A 22949-nucleotide genomic window follows, 5' to 3' on the forward strand; every position below is an offset into this window, starting at 1 on the left:
GCGAGGGAGTTTTGACAATCCTTTTCAAAAAAAAACGAAGCTGTTTTCTCTTCTCCTTTAGGAGAAGGATAGGATGAGGTCTATGGAAGAGATGTGTTTTTAATGCCCCGGCTGAAGCAGGGGACAAAGGAAAAAGACCAAATCATTGTCATTCTGAGCGGAGCCGAAGAATCCATTCATTAATAGGAGATGTTTCGACAAGCTCAACATGACAGCTACACCTCTACCGCACGATTGTATCGTGTGGTACTAACTTTATAAATAGTAAAGAACGCGATACAATCGCGCACCAGCGGAGGATGCCCCAGCTAAAGCTATATATGAAATTGTTGTTTTTACTCTTTTTTCCATCTTTCATACAATTCTTTAGTATTACGAAACCTTGAACTTGTTCCATATTTACTTTCATAACTATCAACAACATCGAAAATTAAATCCCGATATTCCGTTTTCCAATCACGATCCGAGAGATATTTATAGATTATGCAATAACTTAAACGATCTAAAGAGTTCAAATAGTTTTCCAAAGATACATTAAACCTATCTTGAAATATTTCTAATTGCTTTTCTGATGGATTTCCTTCATCCTCCCCCAAGGATCTTATTTCAAATGAAATATTATCAAATGCTTCCTTTCTTCGATACATCTCACTCTCTAACTCTAGCACAGTCATTAAAGTACTATTCCTTTGATTATCAGAAAGATTTTTAAGTTGTTCTTTTACTTTCTTTAATTGCACATACGCAACTAACAAAATACCAATACCTACTAAGGTATTAATAGAACCAGATACTGCATTAATTATTTCTAGTTTCATTTATTGTTCATTTTTTTTCTTAACCGATCAAGTACTAATTGAGCCTTATTTGAATTTGAAATAGTTTCCCTATGATCCTGTGATCTAGTCTCATATTCCGAGCTATTCATCTTCACATACATCATCAGCTCAGGCAAAGTAATACCTGCAGCCTTAAGAAAAGGTACTATTTCATCTAATATTTTGTCAATTTCCAATATTGAATTAGCAGTTTTCAACTTATTCAGTTGCTCTTCAATTATTAATTTTCGCATTGTTTTAAAGTTTAATTCCTACAGTCTGATATTTTTATTTAATCAATCCCAAATCTACCAAATTATATTCACCCAACCCACCCCTAAATAATCAAAACACAAAAACTTATCCACACACATTCTCCACCACAAACCTCTTTGCAAACAAAATCCAACAATGCACAATCGCACTCTATTTGTAATAGCTTAAATTCTCGCTTCCTCGTCCAAATTCAAAATAGCCGTTCTCTTTTACCACTAAATACCTCTGCACTGCAAAACTCAGGTGCAGAAAAGCTGTTCGACAAGGCTGTTGGCAGCAAATTGAAGGCAAAATTGGCCTTCAACAACATTGCAGTGTTAAATTTGAGGGGCAACAAGCTGTTTTTCGCATGTGTAAAACAGATTTGAGAGGCAGAATGGGTAAAAACCTCATCTGCAAAGGCAAAAACGAGAGGCAAACTGCTGTTTTTCGCGTATAGAATCACTTTATTAACACAAAATTGGGGCAAACAGTCCCGTTGATCATCTTTTCAACTGTTAAATTTGCACGCACCGGATGTCGGAAGTGCTTATTTGTCTTAAAAAAAATGAATTATTAGACTGCAAAGGGGACTGTGGGAAGAGAAATCATGCAAACAGCCTCATCAAACGAGTCGTTCATGGTAAACAGATCTGTTTTACATTAAAAATGACAAAAATCTCACAAGATAGAAATTAATGCAAAATAAATAAAGTGTCAAACCTGCCAAGTTTAAAAATAGGCACTTAGCATAAATTAATTAACCAATTACACTTATTGTTTATCAATATTTTTCTAAATTAAGCCTCGTTTAGTCCAAAATCGAATTAAAACTTGAATATTATGAACCAAAAAATTTTTCATTACTGCAACACGTCCGAAATAAGTACGGTTGCAACTAATCTTTTAATTGCTTTTTCGAAAGGCGATTGGAGTGCAGATATGGCTTTAAGCTCCATTCTTACAAATCTGGGCACCGAAAATGTGATTTTTACGAAATCGATTCGTTTCTCGAAGAGTGGTACGCAGCCAAAAATCCTTCATGAAAAAGATGAGATTGCAGACCAATTGTTTATCTGCACCAAGCAATTTATTTGGGCAAATACCTATGCGCCCGAAAAAGACATCGCCGAAAAGGCACAGCGCATTTGGAGTATTTTCGATTCGAACAATCTGAATCTGCACCGCCAGAGCTACGAAAGTCAGATGGCCTTAACAAAATCATTAATCGAAAATATCAATCATCCTGATGTTCGTCCGTCTTTAGAGATGCTGGCTGGTGTTCCACACCGATTTGACGCTTTTACGGCTGCTTCGGAAGATTTCAGAAGTACTTTTGTAGAATTCCAACAATCTGTTGCCGGTTTAGAAAAGGTGACTCCTGCATCGACTCAAAAAAATGTAATCCGTAAAATTATTAACGAGCAGCTAACTGCTTATCTGGATAGCATGGCGGTTGCTCTTCCTGAAAAGTACGCTGCAATTAACAGTGTAATTGCCCAGCACATCGAAAGCATTAATACCAAGGCCCGCGCACGCAAAACCCGAAATACCACCGCCGAACCTGAGCTGAACATTACAGAATAACGAACTATTATTTGGACTAAAGGGAAAGAAGGAACGGTTTAATCTGTTCCTTTTTTTTGTGGCATTCAAAATCCCCGGGTTAAAACCCGAGGCAAAATATGCTTGACAGTAATCTTAAAAACCTCACCCCGACCCTCTCCTAAAAGGCGAGGGAGTTTAAAAACACGAAGCTGTCTTCTCTTCTCCTTCAGGAGCTACTTTTTATACACATCTTGTTGGTTGAAAAAATCAAGAGCAACAAGATGTATAAAAAGGATCATATCAAGAATTAACACCCTTTCGCCTATCGGCACTTTGTTCACAATATTATTTCAAATTGCGTTCACGATCTTCACTTCGTTACGGTACCCTCAAAAAGGGAAGATTCTGTTTGTGAACGATTTTCCCATTTTAAGGGGAGATGTTCGAAGAACAGAGGAGTGCTTATGTTTATAATCAAACTATTGACTGGGAAAGCGAATATTTGTGTATTAAAGAGTAGCTCCTAAAGGAGAAGGATTAGGATGAGGTTGCTATATCAATCCTTGTCCCCTGCTTTAGCTGGGGCAACAGAGAAAAATAAATTATTTACTACGCACCAACCACAATCCCAGAAAGGTTAACGCCCCGTTAATCATCAGCAACTCAAACCCGATGGCAATTCCAAACCAATCCATCGAATTATCTTTTAGGATGTAACAGATGATCGGTGATAAAATGGCAACAACAGGTACTAAATGATCTTTCACTTTCAGTTTGGTAAACAAGCCAAATGCATACAATCCCAACAAAGGACCGTAGGTGTAGCCGGCAATGGTGAAAATGGCGGCAATTACCGAATCGTCGTTAATGGCACGAAATATCAATATCACAACAAGCAGCAACAGGGAAAACAACAGATGCGATCTAAATCTTAACTTTTTGGTCTGCGCCTCATCATTTTCGTCAGCACCTAAAATATCAACCGTAAAAGATGTGGTTAGTGATGTTAGTGCCGAATCGGCGCTCGAATAAGCAGCAGCCATCAGCCCAATTAAAAAGAACAAGCTAACCACTGGCCCCAAATGCTGCGTTGCCAATATCGGGAACAGATCATCTCCCCTTTCAGGAATTGCAATGCCTTGGTGTTGGGCAAAAATCAGCAGTAAAGCACCCAAAATCAGAAACAATAAGTTTGCCGGAATAAAAGCAAAGCCATACCAATACATGTTCTTTTTGGCTTCGCCCAGATTTTTACAACTCAGGTTTTTCTGCATCATGTCCTGATCCAATCCTGTCATTACAATGGTAATGAAAGCTCCGGTAAAGAATTGTTTAAAAAAGTTCTGCTTGCTTTGCCAGTCTCCAAACTCAAACACTCTTGAATAATCGCTTTCGCTGATGGTATTGGCTAAACCGGTAATATCCATATTCAGCTGATCCATTATCAGGTAAATACTAATGCCTACCGCCAAAAGCATAAAAAGAGTTTGAAGTGTGTCTGTCCAGACAATTGTTTTTATTCCTCCCTTAAAGGTGTACAGCCAAATCAGCAATATGGTAATTGAAACAGTTACAAAAAACGGTACATTCCAGGCATCAAAAACTGTAATCTGCAACACATTTGCCATTAAAAACAATCGAAACGAAGCTCCAATGGTTCTGGATAGTAAAAAGAAAGAGGCTCCGGTTTTGTAGGAATTTTTACCAAACCGACCGTCCAAATAGGAATAAATTGAAGTGAGATTTAACTTGTAATAAAGCGGCAGCAGAATATTTGCCACAACTACATACCCCAGCATGTAACCAAACACCATCTGCATGTAGGTAAAATCGATGGACTTGACCCAACCCGGAACCGAGATGAAAGTAACGCCGGAAAGTGATGCTCCCACCATACCAAACGCCACCACATACCAAGGCGATTGTTTGTTGCCAACAAAGAATCCTTTGTTATCGGCCTTACGGCCTGTAAAATATGATATAACTAACAGAAGGGAAAAATACCCAACAACAACTAGCAGAATAGAAACTGGTGACACAGGCTGAATTTTAAAATGCAGATCAAAAATACACAAACCTAAGAGGTTTCGAAAACCTCTCAGGTTTAAATTCCATTCTAAATTGTTACTTTTGGAGTAGACTAAAGAATCGATCGTAAAAATGAGTTACACCAATTTCCCTTCCAAGCTTCTTGAGAATGCTGTTGCTGAGTTTTCAAAACTTCCCGGTATAGGAAGAAAAACGGCATTGCGCCTTGTTTTGCATTTACTAAACCAACCCAAGGAAGATGTAAATCTTTTCGGTTCATCCATCATCCAATTGCGCAACGAAATTAAGCATTGCAATTCCTGCTTCAACATCTCCGACACTTCTTTGTGCGACATTTGTGCCAACCCAAAGCGCGATCATGAAACCATTTGCGTGGTAGAAAGCATCCGCGATGTAATGTCAATTGAAAGAACACAGCAATTCAATGGAATTTACCATGTATTGGGTGGAATCATTTCCCCTATGGATGGAATTGGGCCCAGTGATCTGAAAATTGAACCATTAATTCAGAAAGTAAGCGAAGGCAAGGCAAAGGAAATTATTTTAGCTTTAAGCACCACCATGGAAGGAGATACAACCAACTTTTACCTTTATAAAAAACTGAACAAATTTAAAGTACCAATAACAACCATTGCACGAGGTGTTTCCATTGGCGATGAGTTGGAGTATACCGATGAAATTACATTGGGAAGATCAATATTACACAGAACCCTTTTCGATCAAAATTTACAGTAAGCAGTTAAGCAAACTTCGGAGTTCCGTAATTCAAGAACAAGATTATTGAATACTTATTACTTGAAACTTGTAACTTTTTACTTAATCCTTGTTACTTGCAACAATCCCTTTTCGGATGTATTTGTCCGTTTCTGTAATTTTATTAATTTCGTGTAGTATTTAGACTAAATAAACACAATCAAAAAAAACACAACACGAACATGGCTAAAATAGAAATCCTGATTCCCGCAATGGGTGAAGGAATCACAGAAGCAACAATTACTCAATTCCTTAAAAAAGTTGGTGATTTTGTTGAGGAAGAAGATTCCATCATGGAAATTGCTACCGATAAAGTCGATTCAGAAATCCCGGCTCCGAAAGCAGGTAAAATCGTAAAATTCCTTTTCAATGAAGGTGACACTCCTCAAGTGGGTGATGTGGTTGCCATTATTGCAACCGAAGGAGAAGAAGCAGATACTGAAAATACAGAAGAAAGCCCTGTACAGAAAGAACAGGAACCAATATCAGAAGATTTTGCGGCACCTGTTCTTCTAGAAACAATAGCTCCTCAAATCAGCAGTAAAACCGAAGGCGGCACTTTTATTTCTCCATTGGTGAGAACAATTGCCAGAACTGAAAATATCACTACCGATGAATTAAACCAAATTCCAGGTACAGGAGAAGCCGGCAGAATCACTAAAAGAGATATTCTTCAATATCTGGAAGATAAAAAATCGCAACCAACCAAAATTATTCCTGCAGAACCAATTGTTGCTCCAATTAGTTCGGGTTCCGTTGCTGTTACTGCTCACAAAAGCTACGAAGGCGAAAATGTTGAGATCATTGAAATGGATCGCATGCGTAAACTCATTGCCCAGTACATGCTCAGTTCAAAACAGACCTCTCCTCACGTTACTTCCTTTATTGATGTAGATGTTACCGGTTTGGTAAATTGGAGAAATAAAGTGAAAGATGAATTTCTGAAAAAAGAAAATCAAAAATTAACCTTCACTCCTATTTTTGTTGAAGCGGTTACCAGTGCTTTAAAAGATTATCCCATGGTTAATGTTTCTGTTGACGGTGATCGGATTATTCGTAAAAAATACATCAATATCGGAATGGCAACGGCTCTTCCGAGCGGCAACTTAATTGTTCCGGTTATTAAAGCAACCGATGAATTAAATCTGATAGGTATTACAACAAAAGTGAATGACCTGGCAGAGCGGGCAAGAAACAACAAACTGCAACCCGACGAAATAAAAGGCAGTACGTTTACCATCACCAACCTTGGTGCATTTGGCAGTACAACTGGAACTCCAATTATTAACCAACCCGAAGTAGCCATTTTAGCGGTTGGCGCCATAAAAAAGAAACCTGCGGTAATTGAAACTCCTCATGGAGATACAATTGGTATCCGCCAAATTATGGTGTTGTCACTCTCGTATGACCACAGAGTTGTTGATGGAGCTCTTGGAGGTATGTTTCTGAAAAGAATTGCTGAGAACTTAGAAAATTTCGACACAAAAAGAACGGTTTAGTATCAATAAAACAGAGAAAAAAGCCATTGAATCTTCTTCAATGGCTTTTTTATACCTATTCTTTGGCTATTACTCAAAACATCAAACAAAATTATTTATTTTGTACAGTATAAATGTGAAGCAATGATTACTTTAGCAAAAATTTAAAAATGGCAGAGAAAGTTATAAGTTTTTATTAACAATTCTGCTTTTTTATTACATTTGCTATTGGAGTTTGACCCTTATCTACTATATTTAGTTATTGTTAATTAATTTAAACCATATAAACTGTTCAACAGCCCATAAACTGAACAAAAAGACACCTTTTGCACTAAAGGTTTTTTTTATGGTTCTTATCTCTATTTTAATAGGGATAACTAACTCTCACTCTCTTTTTGCTTCTCCTAAACAGCAAAAAATTAAGTCGAAAAGGCAATATCAAATCGCAGAAAAATTTCTGAACAATCGAAACTATTCAAAAGCAGCACTCATTTACAAAGAGTTACTCAATGAATCCTCCCGAAATGCTGATTTAAATTTCAAACTAGGATTGTGCTATCTGAACATTGTATCAGAAAAAGAAAAATCTGTTGACCTGTTGGAAAAAGCTATTCAATACACCAGCTCAAAAAACAATGTTTCAATGGATGTATACTTCAATTTAGCTAAAGCATATCATGCCAATTACCAATTTAAAGAAGCTCTAAAAGTTTACAAGGATTTACTACAGATTATTTCACCTCAGAATACATCCTTTCGAAATGATATTCAGCGCAATATTCAAATGTGTAAAAATGGTATTGAATTGATGAAGAATCCGGTAAACATCTCCATCATCAATCTGGGAAATAAAATAAACACCGAATTTTCTGAACACAGTCCGGGAGTTACTGCTGATGAAAGCACCATGGTTTTCACTTCCAGGAGAAACGGTACCGGAAGCAAAATTGATTCGGACGGTCAATATTTCGAAGATATCTATATCTCTCACCGCATAAATGGAATTTGGTCGGATCCGGTGGGGATCGCAAAGCTAAATACCATCGACCACGATGCTTCCATCTCCATTTCGGCTGATGGGCAGGAACTTTATATTTACAAAGCCGGCTATGTTAACAGCCGGGAGTCCGAAGGCGGAGATATTTATAGAAGCAGGTTGAATGGCACTAAGTGGAGCGAACCTGAAAAACTAGCTCCTGTTATTAACTCATCAAGCAAGGAAAGTCATATTTCAATTTCTGCTGATAACAGAACAATATTCTTTTCCAGCAATCGTCCGGGCGGATTTGGCGGCATGGATGTTTACACCGTTACCAAACTTCCGAACGGCAAATGGGGACGTGCAAAAAATCTTGGTCCTGCTATCAATACCGAATATGATGATGATGCTCCCTTCATTCACCCCGATGGAAAAACCTTATATTTTAGTTCTGCCGGACATAAAACAATGGGTGGATTGGATATTTTCAAAAGTGTAAACATCAAAGGTCGCTGGACTGCACCGGTTAATGTCGGTTACCCAATTAATTCAACAGACGATGATATTTATTACACTCCAACACCCGATGGTAAAAGAGCGTATTTTGCTTCCTACAGAAAAGGGAGTTTAGGAAGAACAGACATCTTTTTAATCAAAACTCCTGACGAAAATACAGCGGGACTATTTGTACTAAAAGGAAAAGTTATCAATTCGAGCGGCGACGTAGTTATAAATTCTAAAATCACAGTAAGTAAAGATGGAAATGTAATCGGAATTTATACACCAAATGCTGCAACGGGTAAATTCCTGTTTATTGTTGATGCCGGTAAAAAATACGATATAGAAATTGTAGCTGAAGGGTACAGAACCCTACGTACCGTTTTAAATATTCCACCCGAATTTGCGAACAAAGAAAATCACAGTGTTATTACACTGCTTCCGTTAACATTGAGAACCAAGGACGAACCGGACTATCCAAACACTTTGGAACTGATCGATTTGGATGAAAGTAAACTAAGAGATATTGGTTCACTTCCTCCTGGCAAAGATTCTATTCCTGAAGATAAAAAGTTCATTACTCCTGAAGTTACCGGCGATACAATCAGTGTGAATGAAGAAATTAAAATTGATTCTGTTGTACCGGCAGAAATTAAAAAGGATATAGTAAGTGCAAAAGACGAATCTGGTAGTACCACGATTCTTCCCGGTAAAAATCTGACTCCGATAAAAAATCCGGTAACAATACCGAAAATGAAAAAAAACGAGCCAACAAAAAAACCTGAAAATATTAATATTGAGGCGAAGGATGAATTAATTAAACAGTCAATTATTAACGCTCAAGATTCAAAAGTTGAGGTATTAAATTCCGGTGATTTAGCATTCACGTTGGATTTAGGGAATTTTAATTCTCCGCAACCAGAACTTTTTGAAACCCTTGATGGTGTGAAAGAGACTATTGGTCCGGACAAAAAATACCACTACACCTACGGTAAGTTCAAAGACTATAAGAAAGCTGCTAAAGCTCAAAAGGATATTGTTTCTAAGGGATTCACAGCTTCGAAAATCAAAATTTTATCGAACGATAATTTAATTAAAGAACAAACCGGCGGAGAAACTTATTACACCATTCAGATAATGGCGCTGAAACTATACGTTGAAACAGACTTTTTTGATAATCTGGATAATGTAAAAGCTTTCCGCGGAGGCGATGGCTATACCCGATATACCTATAAAAAATACACATCGTATCAGGAAGCCATCACCGAAATGAACAGATTGATTCGAATGGGCTATTGGGATGCATTTGTTCGTACGGTAATCAACGATCAATTGCTGTATTCCGGAATGAAATATTCCGAAAAAGACACCTACACCATTCAGGTAATGGCGCTTCGAAATCCTAAACCCTTATCTTTCTTTGCTGATTTGGAGAATGTTACTGTTTTCTCTGATGTGAATGGATTGTACCGCTATACCTATCGGACATATCAAAGTAAAGGTGCAGCTGTTAATGATTTAGGATATGTTTTAAAAAGAGGCTACTGGGATGCTTTTGTAAGAAAATCTCTTTCGGGAGAACATGTATTGAATTTCAATACTGATGAAACAGATAACTTCTACACGATTCAGGTAATGGCGCTTCGAAACGCCAGACCTCTGTCTTACTTTAACAACTTAGGAACTGACAGCCTTCAAATTTACAAGGGAAACGATGGCTTATCCAGATATACTTTTCAGAAATATTCATCATTGGAAAAAGCCAAAAGCAGACTTTCCTCAGTGACGAAAAAAGGTTATCTTGATGCTTTCACAAGGGAAATTAAATGGTATAATGAACACTAAAATGCAAATCCTTGAAGGCAAAAGTATTCGATTACGGGCTCTTGAACCAACCGATTTAAAACTTCTCTACAAATGGGAGAATGATTCTACTATTTGGGAAGTCAGTCATACCTTAAAACCATTTTCAATTTTTATTCTAAAACAATATCTGGAATCGTCGCATCTCGATATTTTTGAGACCAAACAACTCCGCTTGGTTATTGAATTAATTGAAACAAATACACCGATAGGCTTAATAGATATTTTTGATTTTGATCCATTTCACCAAAGAGCAGGGATTGGGATCTTAATAAATGACACAGAAAACAAGAACAAGGGATTTGCTTCGGAAGCATTACAGATCTTATGTAATTATGCATTTAGTATTTTACAGGTTCATCAGCTGTACTGCAATATTACAGCGTCCAATGAAGTCAGCCTTCGCTTGTTTACCAAACAAGGATTTGAAATTATTGGGAATAAAAAAGATTGGATCCGTTCGAAAAACGGATGGATGGATGAATACAGCTTACAAAAAATTAATCCTGCAAATCCTTAATACTTTCATAAACAGGAATCTCAGGAATGAATTTAAAACTCTTTTTACCATAATCCATTTGGCAGCAATAATGCTGTAAACCATTGGTAACAACCAAAAAGGGAACTCTCAGTTTCATATTGTAACGTGCAATTTGATTGAAGACATCCTGAGTTATCTTCACCTTAACCGATTTGCATTCAACAATCATAACAGGTTGTGCATTGTTATTGTACAAAACAATATCGCTTCGTTGAGGAAGAAGATTAACATCCACTTTCTTTTCAATTGCAATTAAAGATCCCGGATACCTCTTTTCATTCACCAAATACTGAATGAAATTCTGCCTGACCCACTCTTCCGGAGTCAATACCACATACTTCTTTCGAATACTGTCAAAAATTAGTTTTCTTTGCAGTTCAGATTTTATTTTAAAGGAATAAGTTGGTAAATTTAAGTTTTCCATAAAATTGCTCTAACAGCCTGTAAAGGTAGAAGATTATTCCTGATATTTAATGACCAAACCTACATGAAAACAAAAGAGGAAATTGTAAAAAACTGGTTAACCAGATATACCGGCAGAGAACTCGCTGATTTTAGTCCATATATACTTCTAACTAATTTTAATCACTATGTTGAGCTGTTCGCTGAATGGCACAATGTTGAAATTCTAGGCGAAGACAAAGCAATGCCAAATGCATCGGCCGAAAATATTACCATAATTAATTTTGGTATGGGGAGTCCGAATGCGGCAACCATTTTAGATTTACTTAGCGCAGTTAAACCCAAAGGAGTTCTTTTTTTAGGCAAATGCGGTGGTTTAAAGCGTAAAAATAAACTTGGCGACCTAATCCTGCCAATTGCAGCAATTCGAAGCGAAGGAACCTCTAATGATTACCTGCCGGCAGAAGTCCCTTCTCTACCAGCATTTAGTCTTCAAAGAGCAGTTTCTCAGGTCATTTCAGATCGAAACAGAGACTATTATACAGGAACAGTATTCACGACCAACAAGCGGGTATGGGAATACGATGAACGTTTCAAGAAATATCTGTCAAAAACCAGAGCCATGGCAATTGATATGGAAACAGCAACAATATTTACCGTCGGCTTTTATAATGGAATTCCCACAGGAGCTTTGCTTTTAGTTTCTGATCAACCAATGATTTCTGATGGAATAAAGACAGATGAAAGTGATGCCAGTGTGACACTTAATTTTGTAGAAGAACATATCCGTATTGGTATTGAATCCTTAAAAGAAATCATGCACAATAAGCAATCTGTAAAACACTTACGCTTCTAACACAAACACTTATGACATTTGAGGACATCCTTAAAAGCTTAAAAAAGAAAGAATACGCTCCGGTTTATTTTTTGATGGGAGAAGAAAGTTTTTTTATCGATCAAATTACTGATTACATTATTGAAAATGCACTGAATGAATCTGATAAAGATTTTAATCAAACAATATTGTATGGTAAAGATACAGATATTGGAACCATAGTAACAACGGCCCGAAGATTTCCAATGATGGCCGAAAAACAATTGGTTGTGGTTCGGGAAGCTCAAAACATAAAAAACATTGATCAACTTCTGTCCTACATTCAAAATCCATTGCATTCAACAATACTGGTAATTAATTACAAATATAAATCTTTAGATAAAAGAAAAAGCTTTACAAAAGAGGTTGCCAAGAACGGAATCTTATTTGAATCAAAAAAAATTTATGAAAATCAAGTTCCCGATTGGATAAAAAATTACACCAGTAAACAAGGATATCAAATTGATTCAAAAGCGTGCTTTTTACTTGCCGAATTTTTAGGCAACGATTTAGGTAAAATTACCAACGCGATTGATAAATTAACAATAAATACCACGGAAGCTAAAACAATATCGCCAGGCGATATTGAAAAAAATATTGGGATATCTAAAGATTTTAACAACTTTGAATTACAAAATGCATTAGGCAAAAAAGACGTTTTTAAAGCCAATCAAATCATAAACTATTTCGCTACAAATGAAAAAAACAATCCAATGGTTGTAACCATTGCCTTATTACACTCGTATTTCTCAAAAGTTTTAAAGTATTATTTTATCAAAAATAAAACCAATGATAAAATGGTAGCGTCTACTTTACAAATTAATCCTTATTTTGTAAAAGACTATAAACTGGCAGCGAAAAATTATAACCCGAAAAAACTAGTATCTATAATTGCACTGCTGCGGGAATATGATCTTAAATCGAAAGGAATTGGAGATGTAAGTACGAAGCATGGAGATTTATTAAAGGAATTAATCTTTAAAATTCTTCATTAGAAATTTGATTAAAAAACAGTCACAAAAAATTAAGTTGTACATAAATCCCAACTATGAGATTTTATTTACCCATTTGCCTGCTTTCAATACTCATTTGCCTAAACTTCTCAGTAAGTTTTGGACAAATTACTCCTGTTGCACAAAACGATACGGTTTCAATAACCAATAAAAGCGTAGCAAACGAAGTGATATATATTGAAGTTGATTTTTTACAAAATGACAAATTTTCTAATGTTGATGAACTTGAGATTTCAATCTTAAATCAAACAGACCAATATGGGAAAATGCATTTGATAGAGAATAACACTTTAATGATTTACTATCCTTATGAAAATTCATATGGCACTGATACAATCCGTTATCAAATTTGTAACGAAAATAAAAAGTGCAGTAAAGCTTTAGTTATCGTAAATGCTGTGGATCCAAATCAAGTTGAACTTTTGATCCCATCCTCCTTCACACCCAACAATGATGGAACCAATGAGAAATTTTTCATTAAAGGAATAGAGAACTATCCTGAAAATGAATTTATCGTATTTTCCAGATGGGGAACAAAGGTTTTTGAAAAACGAAATTATTCGAATGATGATGCCTGGGATGGTGGCTACAATAAGGCCGGCGTTAAATTAGGCCCGGGGGATAAACTTCCCAAAGGCACCTATTTCTTTAAATTGATTATTAAAGACAAAGAGTATGTGAAAAGTGGATATATTGTTATTAAGTACTGATAATGAACTACATAATAAAATCCTCTATTCTCTCTGTATTTGTTCTTTTGTGTTCTGTAAACTTACAGGCTCAGGAAGAAATCCGCTTTTCAAATCATAAATACAACCGTCTTTTTTACAATCCTGCTTATGCAGGTAACACCGGATTTATGGAGGCTGTTCTCGCCTACCGAAACCAATGGGTAGGTGTCGAAGGATCGCCGGAAACCGCAATGGTTTCTTTTCAGGCTCCTATAAACTACACCAATTCGGGTTTAGGAGCTGTTGCTTACCACAACAAATTTGGAATTCAATCGGATATTGCAGTCTTTTTAAATTATGCCTATCAAATTCAAATCAACCGTGAAGGAAAATTATCAATGGGATTGCAGGCTGGGTTCATTAATAAACAAATTAATTGGACTGATCTGACTTTTTATGATCCAAACCCAAGCAGTCCTAATGATGCAATAATTCCTGATAATAACATATCGACCTGGGTTCCTAATTTTGGTCTGGGCTTTTACTACTACACACCCCAGTACTATTTCAGCCTTTCGGTTCCAAGATTACTTTCGAACGATCAACCCTCAACGGAAGGAATATCGAATAATGTGAGTTTTGATTCTAAATCCCTTTTCTATTATTTAAGTGCCGGGGTTACCCTGCCAATTAACCGGGAAATTGATTTCTCTCCTTCGGTTTTATTTGTTGGTTCACATAAAACCTCGAACTTAATAAATGTAAACTTCGATTTTATACATGACAGCGGTGTTTCTGTGGGTACTGGTTACAGAAGCGATGGCACTTGGGCCGGCTTGTTCGGTTATCAACTAACTCAAAAACTAAGATTTTCGTACTCATACGAAAAATCTTTCGGAAATTATCCCACAAAAGGCTATACAAATCATGAAATAATATTAAATTACAATTTATCATTACGTAAAAGCCAGATTACATCACCAAGATATTTCTAGTAATATGAATAGAAGTCGAATCTTACACTTTCTGTTAATTCTTGTATTTGTTCTTACGGGTGTTTCTGCATCCTTAGCTCAGAATCAGCAGGTACAAAAAGGCGATCGTTTGTACAATAACAAAGAGTTTGCCGCTGCAACCTACTACTACGAAAAATACCTCGAAAATTCTGAAGACATTAAGATAAAGAGAAAACTTGCCGATTGTTATCTTCAAATACAAAAAGATACCGAAGCAAATTATTTACTGGAAAATATTGTAGCCAGCGCGGAAGCCAATGCTGAAGACTATCTGCATTATGCAAATCTCTTAAAGAGAGTTCGCAACTATGAAAAAGCAAAAGTTTTTTTCAAAAAATATGCCGAATTAAAACCTGAAGACAGTAACATTAGCAAATTGATTCTTTCCTGTAATTTAATTAAGGAACTACAAGATGATCATTTGTATTCCATAAAATCACTTTCAATTAATTCTCCCCAGTCCGATTTTGCGTCGGCATTTTATAAAAACGGACTTGTTTTTGTTTCCGGGCGGAAAAATAATACTTCCAAGCAAATTGATGGCAGAAGCGGAGAATACTTTTTGGACATGTATTTTTCAGAAAAATCAGGAGATAATTATTTAAGTCCAGAACCCTTTTCTGATGATTTCAACACTAAGTATCATGAAGGTCCAGCCTGCTTTAGCTCAAACGAAAAGTTTATTTTCTTCACCCGAAACAAAGGAACTTTGAATCTGGAAGGGAAGTCGGAATTAAATATTTACACTTCAAGACACAACGGTACAGATTGGGATAAGGCTGAAATATTCCAATTTTCAGGTCAGACTTATTCCATGGGGCATCCGAGTATTTCCCCCGACGGAAGACATCTTTATTTTATTTCGAATATGGCTGGTGGCTACGGAGGCACAGATATTTATGTTTGCCGAAAGTATGGATTCAGCTGGAGCAGACCGATTAACTGCGGTCCTACCATAAATACCGACGGCAACGAAATGTTTCCGTTTATTGCCGAAGATGGTTATTTATATTTTGCTTCGGACGGTCATATAGGTTTCGGCGGTTTAGATATTTTTAAATCAATTTTTGAACAAAACGAATGGACATATCCGGTTAATTTAGGACCTCCTTTCAATTCCTCAAAAGATGATTTTGGATATCTGATCAGGAAAAACAAAGAAGTTGGTTATTTCTCTTCCAACAGGAATGGAAGTGATGATATTTTTGAGTTCAAACAGAATCCGGAAAAAATACAAAATCTGCGTGGCCGATTACTTGCCAGTACTAATAAGAGTGCTTTGAAAGATGTTGAAGTTATTCTTATGGAGAATTTATCCAAAGAAAAATCAACTCTAACTGATGAAAACGGACTTTTTTCTTTTGATATTTTTAAGGGTAAAAATTATAGTTTAATTGTTAGTAAACCCGGCTACAAAATAAAACGAATTCTCTATTTTGCTCCCGACGAACAAACAACTCCCAAACAATTAAATATTTCTATGGATACAATCCATTGGGTTAAATTCAAAGGGAATATTATAGATCAATTTTCCGCTCATCCTGTTGAAGAAGCATCAATTCAGATAATTAACCAGACCTACAAGAGTAATTCATTCTGTGTAACTGATGAATATGGTGATTTTGAACAAGAAATTGATCCTTCAAAAGCTTACGATATCATTATCCAAAAAGATGGTTATTTCACCAAAGTGATCAACAATTATAAATATCAATCGGCAAAATTTGAGCAAATCGAACTTCAAAAATTTTCTACTAATCAGGACATGGAACTATATGGAGTAGAGTACGATGAGGGTTCGTGGGAATTAAAAGAAAATACAATAATGGAGCTGAATAATTTAGCCGGTCTTCTAAAAGTAAATCCACATATTTCCATTGAAATTAATGGATTTACAAATCAGGATAAAGGGAAAAAAGAGAATAACATAATTTGCGAACAAAGAGCAAAAACAGCCTCCGAATATATTATTTCCAAAGGCATAACTCCAAACCGCATTCAATACAAATCAGCCGGATACAATTCCGGAAGATCAGCTTTAGTCGTAAAACTAACTGAAGCATTTTAAACTATAAACAATGACCATTATAATAATTGCCATTACTGTTTTGATATCAGTCGCAGCCTTTAAAAAGGTTGAGTTATTGTACAAATACCAGTTTAATGCTTATCAAATACTTAAAAGAAATCAATGGTATCGAATACTTACCTATGGTTTTCTTCATGCCAATTGGGATCATTTATTGGTGAATATGGTTGTGCTATTTTTCTTTGGAAGAGTACTGGAAACTTATTTCAACTACTATTTTGGGGCTTCAGCGGTTCTTTATTTTATTCTGTTGTATGTTGGCGCTATTGTATTTTCTACTCTTTACGATTTAAAAAAACACCGGGAGCATTATCATTACAATGCTGTTGGTGCATCGGGTGCTACTTCTGCAGTAGTTTTTGCGGCTATCTTCTTTGCTCCTTTAGAAAACATTTATTTCATGTTTTTTATTCCGATTCCAGGAATCATTTTTGCCTTAGGCTATTTGTACTATTCGTATTATATGAGCAAGAAAAATTTAGACAATATTGGTCACAGCGCCCATTTCTACGGAGCTCTTTTCGGATTTCTATTTCCAATCCTTATTAAACCCCAATTATTCTCCTTATTTTTGCAACAGATTCTCAATTTTTAGAACATGCAAAAAGCCCTTTTCCTTGATCGTGATGGTGTAATAAACTCTGACGAAGGACATTATTATATATACAAAACCGAAGATTTTAAAATTAATGAAGGCATTATTCCTTCCCTTCAAAAAATTTCGGAAGCCGGATATATTTTATTTATTGTAACAAATCAAGGTGGTATTGCCAAAGGAATCTATTCTGAATCTGATGTGGAGATACTTCATAAACATTTACTTTCTGTTTTAGAAAAGAAAAATATCTATATCAAACAGATTTACTTCTGCCCTCATCACGAGAGTATAGCAAAATGTGATTGCCGGAAACCAAGTCCTTTTTTCATAAAAAAAGCCATTGCCGATTTTAATATTGATGCTTCTAAATCCTATATGATTGGAGATAGTCCCAGAGATATTCAGGCTGCAGAAGCTGCCGGAATAAAGGGAATAAAAATTAAATCCAATGAGAATATCAGTATTTATTGTGATCAGATAGTAAAGGGAGAAATATAAAAATGAATACAACTGAAAAAATCTGTTTAGACGGTAAACTATATCCCAAAGACGAATTACTTTTTGGAGCAGGCAATCGTGCCTTCCGTTATGGTGATTCACTTTTCGAGACCATTCATGCCAACGGAACTGAAATTCAGTTTCTTCCTGAACATCTTAATCGGTTGACTCTTGGAATGGAATGTTTGGGTATGATTATTCCTCATGGATTCCGTGAAAAAATTAAAACAGATATCACCTTTTTAATCCATAAAAATAAAGCATTTGCAGGCACTAGAATTCGATTAAGCGTTTTCCGAAAAGATGGTGGTTTATACACACCAACAGATAATTCTATTTCCTACTTGATAGAAACTTCTCCTTTAGATCATGATCATTACGTACTAAACCGAAAAGGATTAAAAGTTGGAATTTATGAGGAAATGAGGAAATCTCCCAACCTCGCATCAAGATTTAAGACCGGAAATTCACTGCCATTTATTCTGGCAGCAAACTATCGTAAAAAAAAGAATTGGGATGATTGTATTCTACTTAATGACAGAGGAAATGTTGTTGAAAGTATCAGTTCAAACCTATTTTTAATGAAAGATGGGGTTTTAATGACTCCTTCGAATGAAAATGGCGGCGTTTCCGGAATTATGAGAGAACAAGTTATTGAAACAGCAGTAGATTTAAACATTACTGTTTTTGATGATTGCGTTTTAAATCCTGAAAATCTTTTAGCTGCCGATGAAATATTCCTAACCAATGCAATTAGTGGTATTCAGTGGGTTGTTGCTTATCAGGAAAGACGGTATTTTAATAAAACAGCTAAACTTTTAATTGAGGAATTAAACCGAAGAGCATTTAATGAGAGATAAATCCGAATTTAACTAAACAACTAATTCATACCCGGGTTTTCGGGGAAATTAGACCACATTTTATATCGTCCCCCCATACGCCGCAAGGATTGTGCCCACAATCTTTCGTTATTACAATTCATTATTTCCTGAACACCAAGCTGACTAACCAACCATGAATTTTCATTAATTTCATCGCTGAGTTGTCCAATACTCCAACCGGAATAACCTGCAAAAAACCGAACCTGATCGGGACGAACTACCTTTTGTTCAATCAAGTTCTTTAAAATTACAAAATCACCTCCCCAGTATAGATTCTCAAATATATGAATGCTGTCCGGAATTAAATCAGGTATTGTGTGAAGAAAATAAATTCGGTTTGTATCAACCGGACCTCCTATAAAAACCTCTCCTTCAAAATGTGCAATATTAATCAGCACTTCATCAATAGTTAAATTAATTGGCTTATTAAGAACAAAACCAACGGCACCATTCTGGTTACATTCAACCAATAAAACAAGAGATCGTTTAAAATAACGACCTTCCAAAAAAGGTTCAGCAATCAGCACTTTTCCCTTCTCTGGATTAATTTTGTTCTTTCCAACTCCAAAAAAATCTGATGTCTCGTCCACCATAATCCCCAATTGTTTATAGTTCCAAAATAACCAATTTTACTGAGTAAAAAAAGAATTTTATTATTTTGGAATTTGCCATACCTAATCAATTCAATTAGCATAAAGATTGCAAATTTATTATATTAGAGCCACCCTAAAACTAACTTCATGTACAAACGAATTTATTTAATCTCACTGATATTTCTTATCAACCTAATTCCCTTTTTAGCATATTCTTCCGGCAGTAAAGCAACTGAAGCGCAGGATAAACTACAGGTTGAATTTCCTAAAATTATTATCGCAAATATTTCAACACGAATTGCAATCTCAATAGATGATACGAGTAGAATTATTAGTGAGAATGACAGTCTTTGGATTCAGGTAAATAACCAGAATATAGCGGCAATAATTGAAGGGAAACAAGTTGTTTTTCATTACACTTTTAAAGAAAAAAAAGAATTTCAAATCTCCTTCCAAAACAAAACCTTCACAAATACAATAAATCCAATTCCTTTATGGCTCTCTATACTTCCACCACTGATAGCCATTCTTATGGCTCTGTTTTTTAAAGAAGTATTTTCTGCTTTATTCGTAGGTCTGTTTTCCGGAACATTAATAATCTATTCGTATCAGGAAGCTTCTATTTTTTCAGCCTTTTTTAAAGCCATATTTGCTATTTCAGATACATATGTTCTTCATTCTCTGGCTGACACGGGTCATATTTCCATTATTCTATTTTCAATGTTAATAGGTGCAATGGTTAATTTAATTACCAAAAACGGGGGTATGCAGGGAATTGTAAATAAACTTTCCAAATTCGCCGGCAGTCCGGGATCTGGCCAATTTGTAACATGGCTTTTAGGGGTTCTTATTTTCTTTGATGATTATGCGAACACATTAATAGTCGGAAATACGATGCGACCGGTTACGGACAGATTAAAAATATCAAGAGAAAAACTTGCTTATATAGTTGATTCAACGGCTGCTCCGGTAGCATCGATCGCAATGATCACAACCTGGATTGGTATCGAATTAAGCTACATTCAATCTGCTACGGTTCAAATAAATATAGATGAAAGTCCATACAGTATTTTTCTCAATTCTTTACCCACACGCTTCTACCCTTTCTTCACCCTATTTTTTATTTTGATGCTTGTGGTTTTAAAAAAGGATTTTGGCCCCATGTTAAAAGCGGAACAAAAATGCAGGCATGAATTAGAACCGGAATCGCTGGAAAACGAAGTTGTATCATCTGAATTAAAAGAAATTCAAATTGATGAAAATACTCCTACCCGTTGGTACAATGCTGGCATACCAGTCTTAATTGTAATTTTAGGAACATTTGCAGGTTTAATTTATACTGGTTGGGATGCAGCTATTTGGAACGATACAAATCTTGCCTTTGGTAAAAAACTCTCTCACATTATTGGAGCTTCAGATTCATACCTTGCCCTTTTGTGGTCCTCTCTTTCGGCAGTTTTGGTCGCTTTGGCACTTACTATTGGGCAAAGGATACTAAGCTTAACTAAAGCCGTAGAAGCTCTGGTTGGAGGCTTTAAAAGCATGCTGACAGCAATTCTTATTTTAGTTCTTGCATGGGCACTGGCTGACATCACTAAAGACATGCATACTGCTGATTTTATTTCGAATACTCTAATTGCAAGTAATGTTTCACCAATTCTCTTGCCATCTTTTACATTTATACTTTCAGCATTAATCGCGTTTTCAACGGGCTCTTCCTGGGGAACTATGGCGATTCTATATCCTTTAATATTGCCTGCATCATGGGCATTGTGCCATTCATCCGGAATGAATGATCCTGAAAGCATGAACATTTTCTACATTACCGTTTCAGCGATATTAGCCGGTTCTGTTTTGGGTGATCATTGTTCGCCAATTTCAGACACAACCATTCTTAGTTCCCTGGCCAGTTCCTGCAATCATATTGAACACGTACGAACACAATTGCCTTATGCATTAACTGTAGGTATCGTTTCTATTTTTGCAGGTTTACTTCCTGCAGCCTACGGAGTTTCTTCCTGGATTTTAGTTCCAGTTGGCTTTGTATGTCTTTATTTAATTGTGAAGTATGTTGGAAGTAAAACGGAGTAAAAGCCCGACATATAATAGTGGGTACTAAATATGCCGGGAGTAAACTTTATGCTGATTTGCAATTATCATATTTGACAATTATACCACTAACCACAATGTATCAAACCAACACTAACTAAAAGTTCTATACATTAAAGACAACTTTATTTATAAAAAGGTGGTATGGACTCATAATTTTTAACAATTATTAACTATTTCAATATCAATTCCCAATATCCAACATCTACCCATTTATTAAATTTATATCCGACCTCCTTAAAGTGCGCTGCTTTTTTGAAGCCGATTTTTTCATGCAATGCAACACTGGCATTATTTGGCAAAGCAATGCCACCAATTGCCGCATGCAACTCTAATTTTAACAGCTTTCTTATTAATTCCTGATACAACAAAGTACCGATTCCTTTTCCTCTGGCATCAGGATGCAGGTAAACCGTAGTTTCAACCGAATATCTATAAGCACATCTTGATTTCCATTCACTCGCATAAGCATAGCCATACATTTTTCCATTTTCAGAAAAAACGATCCATGGCAGTTTAGCTGTTATACTTGAAATTCTTGATTCCATTTCTTTGAGAGAAACTTCATCTTCCTCAAAAGTAATTACAGTATTTTTCACGTAATGATTATAGATTTTACAGATGTCTTCAGCATCAGAAAAGCATACATTTTTTATCATAGAAGCTAAATTTTGGATTGCCTTAAAGATACAAAAAAAGAGAAGCCATCCCTTTCGGGATGGCTGTTACCCCAGTATATTTTGGAGCCCTTTTAGAATTGATTTGTTGTCTAGAATTACCACATTGCATCCAACAATCACTAACTAAAATATCCGGAATTTTCCCCTATAGATTCTCCCGAACATATATAAGACAAATAAAAACCCTAATAGGGTGAATACTTACATAGTAAATAAGTGATAATTAATATTGTCCTATATTAAAATCAATGACCGCTTGGAATTTTAATCATTATAATAATTTACAACAACATACATAAAACAGCCATCCCCTTCGAGATGGCTGTAACTCCAATATATTTTGGAGCCCTTTAGAATTAATAATTAATTGAACTACCACATACAATCAATTATTTCCAGAAATCCTGGAATACCCCTAAAATAACCAAGAAAGGTTCTTGAGCGAATGATAAAACACCCAAATAATATAATGATCAAAATAGTAAAAAAGGTTGCGTGAAAATCATAGTTATTTCCGAAAAGAGAAGCTATCCCTTTCGGGATAGCTGTTACTCCGTATATTTTGGAGCCCTTTTAGAATTGGTTTGTTGTCTAGAATTACCACATTTTATCCAACAATCACTAACTAAAAATATTCAAGATTCTCCCCTATAGATCCTCTCGAACAATACTATAACAGGTTGATCAAAAAAAAGGGTGACATCATTATGAGAATAATCTCACAATTAACAATTTTTAACAAA

20 protein-coding genes are annotated in these 22949 nt (G+C 35.7%); 14 read left to right on the plus strand and 6 right to left on the minus strand.

Annotated features, from left to right (window positions below):
* Positions 1-335: 335 nt before the first annotated feature.
* Entirely contained in the window at positions 336-818 is a 483-nt protein-coding gene (locus tag GQR60_RS07385) for a hypothetical protein (protein WP_124992325.1), read from the minus strand.
* On the minus strand, positions 815-1072 hold the full coding sequence (locus GQR60_RS07390; RefSeq protein ID WP_124992326.1) for a hypothetical protein: 258 nt from the start codon (positions 1070-1072) through the stop codon (positions 815-817). The genes GQR60_RS07385 and GQR60_RS07390 overlap by 4 nt, the downstream gene beginning before the upstream one ends.
* A gap of 844 nt (positions 1073-1916) precedes the next feature.
* Between GQR60_RS07390 and GQR60_RS07395 the strand changes: the two genes are divergently transcribed.
* Positions 1917-2660, plus strand: a complete 744-nt coding sequence (locus GQR60_RS07395) for a DUF6261 family protein (protein ID WP_124992327.1) — start codon at positions 1917-1919, stop codon at positions 2658-2660.
* Positions 2661-3223: 563 nt separating this feature from the next.
* Here GQR60_RS07395 and GQR60_RS07400 read toward each other — a convergent pair.
* Positions 3224-4660, minus strand: a complete 1437-nt coding sequence (locus GQR60_RS07400) for a sodium:solute symporter (protein ID WP_124992328.1) — start codon at positions 4658-4660, stop codon at positions 3224-3226.
* Between the two features lie 121 nt (positions 4661-4781).
* Here GQR60_RS07400 and recR point away from each other — a divergent pair, with 121 nt between their 5' ends.
* The 4 genes from recR (at position 4782) to GQR60_RS07420 (ending at position 10761) form a co-directional block, all read left to right on the plus strand.
* On the plus strand, positions 4782-5405 hold the full coding sequence (gene recR, locus GQR60_RS07405) for a recombination mediator RecR (protein ID WP_124992329.1): 624 nt from the start codon (positions 4782-4784) through the stop codon (positions 5403-5405).
* A gap of 200 nt (positions 5406-5605) precedes the next feature.
* A complete protein-coding gene (locus GQR60_RS07410; RefSeq protein WP_124992330.1) occupies positions 5606-6922 on the plus strand; it encodes a dihydrolipoamide acetyltransferase family protein in 1317 nt (438 codons plus the stop codon).
* A 325-nt stretch (positions 6923-7247) separates the two neighbouring features.
* Positions 7248-10223 (plus strand): PD40 domain-containing protein, encoded by a 2976-nt coding sequence (locus GQR60_RS07415; RefSeq protein ID WP_124992331.1) that lies wholly within the window; start codon positions 7248-7250, stop codon positions 10221-10223.
* Positions 10213-10761 carry a GNAT family N-acetyltransferase gene (locus tag GQR60_RS07420; RefSeq protein WP_197092567.1) on the plus strand — a complete coding sequence of 183 codons (549 nt, stop codon included), beginning with the start codon at positions 10213-10215 and terminating at the stop codon, positions 10759-10761. Before GQR60_RS07415 ends, GQR60_RS07420 begins: the two co-directional genes overlap by 11 nt.
* Here GQR60_RS07420 and GQR60_RS07425 read toward each other — a convergent pair.
* A complete protein-coding gene (locus tag GQR60_RS07425) occupies positions 10742-11206 on the minus strand; it encodes a type I restriction enzyme HsdR N-terminal domain-containing protein (RefSeq protein ID WP_124992332.1) in 465 nt (154 codons plus the stop codon). The two genes, GQR60_RS07420 and GQR60_RS07425, sit on opposite strands and share 20 nt — an antisense overlap.
* A gap of 63 nt (positions 11207-11269) precedes the next feature.
* Between GQR60_RS07425 and GQR60_RS07430 the strand changes: the two genes are divergently transcribed.
* From GQR60_RS07430 to GQR60_RS07465, 8 genes are read left to right on the plus strand one after another with little or no spacing between them, the layout of a single operon-like run.
* Complete coding sequence (locus GQR60_RS07430; protein ID WP_124992333.1) at positions 11270-12040, plus strand: AMP nucleosidase; 771 nt, start codon at positions 11270-11272, stop codon at positions 12038-12040.
* Positions 12041-12051: 11 nt separating this feature from the next.
* Complete coding sequence (gene holA, locus GQR60_RS07435; protein ID WP_124992334.1) at positions 12052-13053, plus strand: DNA polymerase III subunit delta; 1002 nt, start codon at positions 12052-12054, stop codon at positions 13051-13053.
* A 53-nt stretch (positions 13054-13106) separates the two neighbouring features.
* Entirely contained in the window at positions 13107-13781 is a 675-nt protein-coding gene (locus tag GQR60_RS07440) for a T9SS type B sorting domain-containing protein (RefSeq protein WP_124992335.1), read from the plus strand.
* A gap of 2 nt (positions 13782-13783) precedes the next feature.
* Positions 13784-14737, plus strand: coding sequence for a PorP/SprF family type IX secretion system membrane protein (locus GQR60_RS07445; protein WP_124992336.1), 954 nt, complete (start codon positions 13784-13786; stop codon positions 14735-14737).
* Positions 14738-14741: 4 nt separating this feature from the next.
* Entirely contained in the window at positions 14742-16826 is a 2085-nt protein-coding gene (locus GQR60_RS07450) for an OmpA family protein (protein WP_124992337.1), read from the plus strand.
* Between the two features lie 10 nt (positions 16827-16836).
* Complete coding sequence (locus GQR60_RS07455) at positions 16837-17442, plus strand: rhomboid family intramembrane serine protease (RefSeq protein ID WP_124992338.1); 606 nt, start codon at positions 16837-16839, stop codon at positions 17440-17442.
* 3 nt (positions 17443-17445) lie between these two features.
* Positions 17446-17943, plus strand: a complete 498-nt coding sequence (locus GQR60_RS07460; protein ID WP_124992339.1) for a D-glycero-alpha-D-manno-heptose-1,7-bisphosphate 7-phosphatase — start codon at positions 17446-17448, stop codon at positions 17941-17943.
* A gap of 2 nt (positions 17944-17945) precedes the next feature.
* Positions 17946-18803: an aminotransferase class IV gene (locus GQR60_RS07465; protein ID WP_124992340.1), complete on the plus strand. Its 858-nt coding sequence runs from the start codon at positions 17946-17948 to the stop codon at positions 18801-18803.
* A 20-nt stretch (positions 18804-18823) separates the two neighbouring features.
* Here the strand turns inward: GQR60_RS07465 and GQR60_RS07470 are convergent, their stop codons facing one another.
* Positions 18824-19417, minus strand: a complete 594-nt coding sequence (locus GQR60_RS07470; protein WP_124992341.1) for a YqgE/AlgH family protein — start codon at positions 19415-19417, stop codon at positions 18824-18826.
* Positions 19418-19564: 147 nt separating this feature from the next.
* Between GQR60_RS07470 and GQR60_RS07475 the strand changes: the two genes are divergently transcribed.
* Positions 19565-21508 carry a Na+/H+ antiporter NhaC family protein gene (locus GQR60_RS07475; protein ID WP_124992342.1) on the plus strand — a complete coding sequence of 648 codons (1944 nt, stop codon included), beginning with the start codon at positions 19565-19567 and terminating at the stop codon, positions 21506-21508.
* A gap of 191 nt (positions 21509-21699) precedes the next feature.
* Here GQR60_RS07475 and GQR60_RS07480 read toward each other — a convergent pair whose 3' ends face one another.
* Entirely contained in the window at positions 21700-22185 is a 486-nt protein-coding gene (locus GQR60_RS07480) for an arsinothricin resistance N-acetyltransferase ArsN1 family B (RefSeq protein WP_124992343.1), read from the minus strand.
* Positions 22186-22949: the final 764 nt, after the last annotated feature.

This window comes from Labilibaculum euxinicum, assembly GCF_009795715.1.
Taxonomy (GTDB): domain Bacteria; phylum Bacteroidota; class Bacteroidia; order Bacteroidales; family Marinifilaceae; genus Labilibaculum; species Labilibaculum euxinus.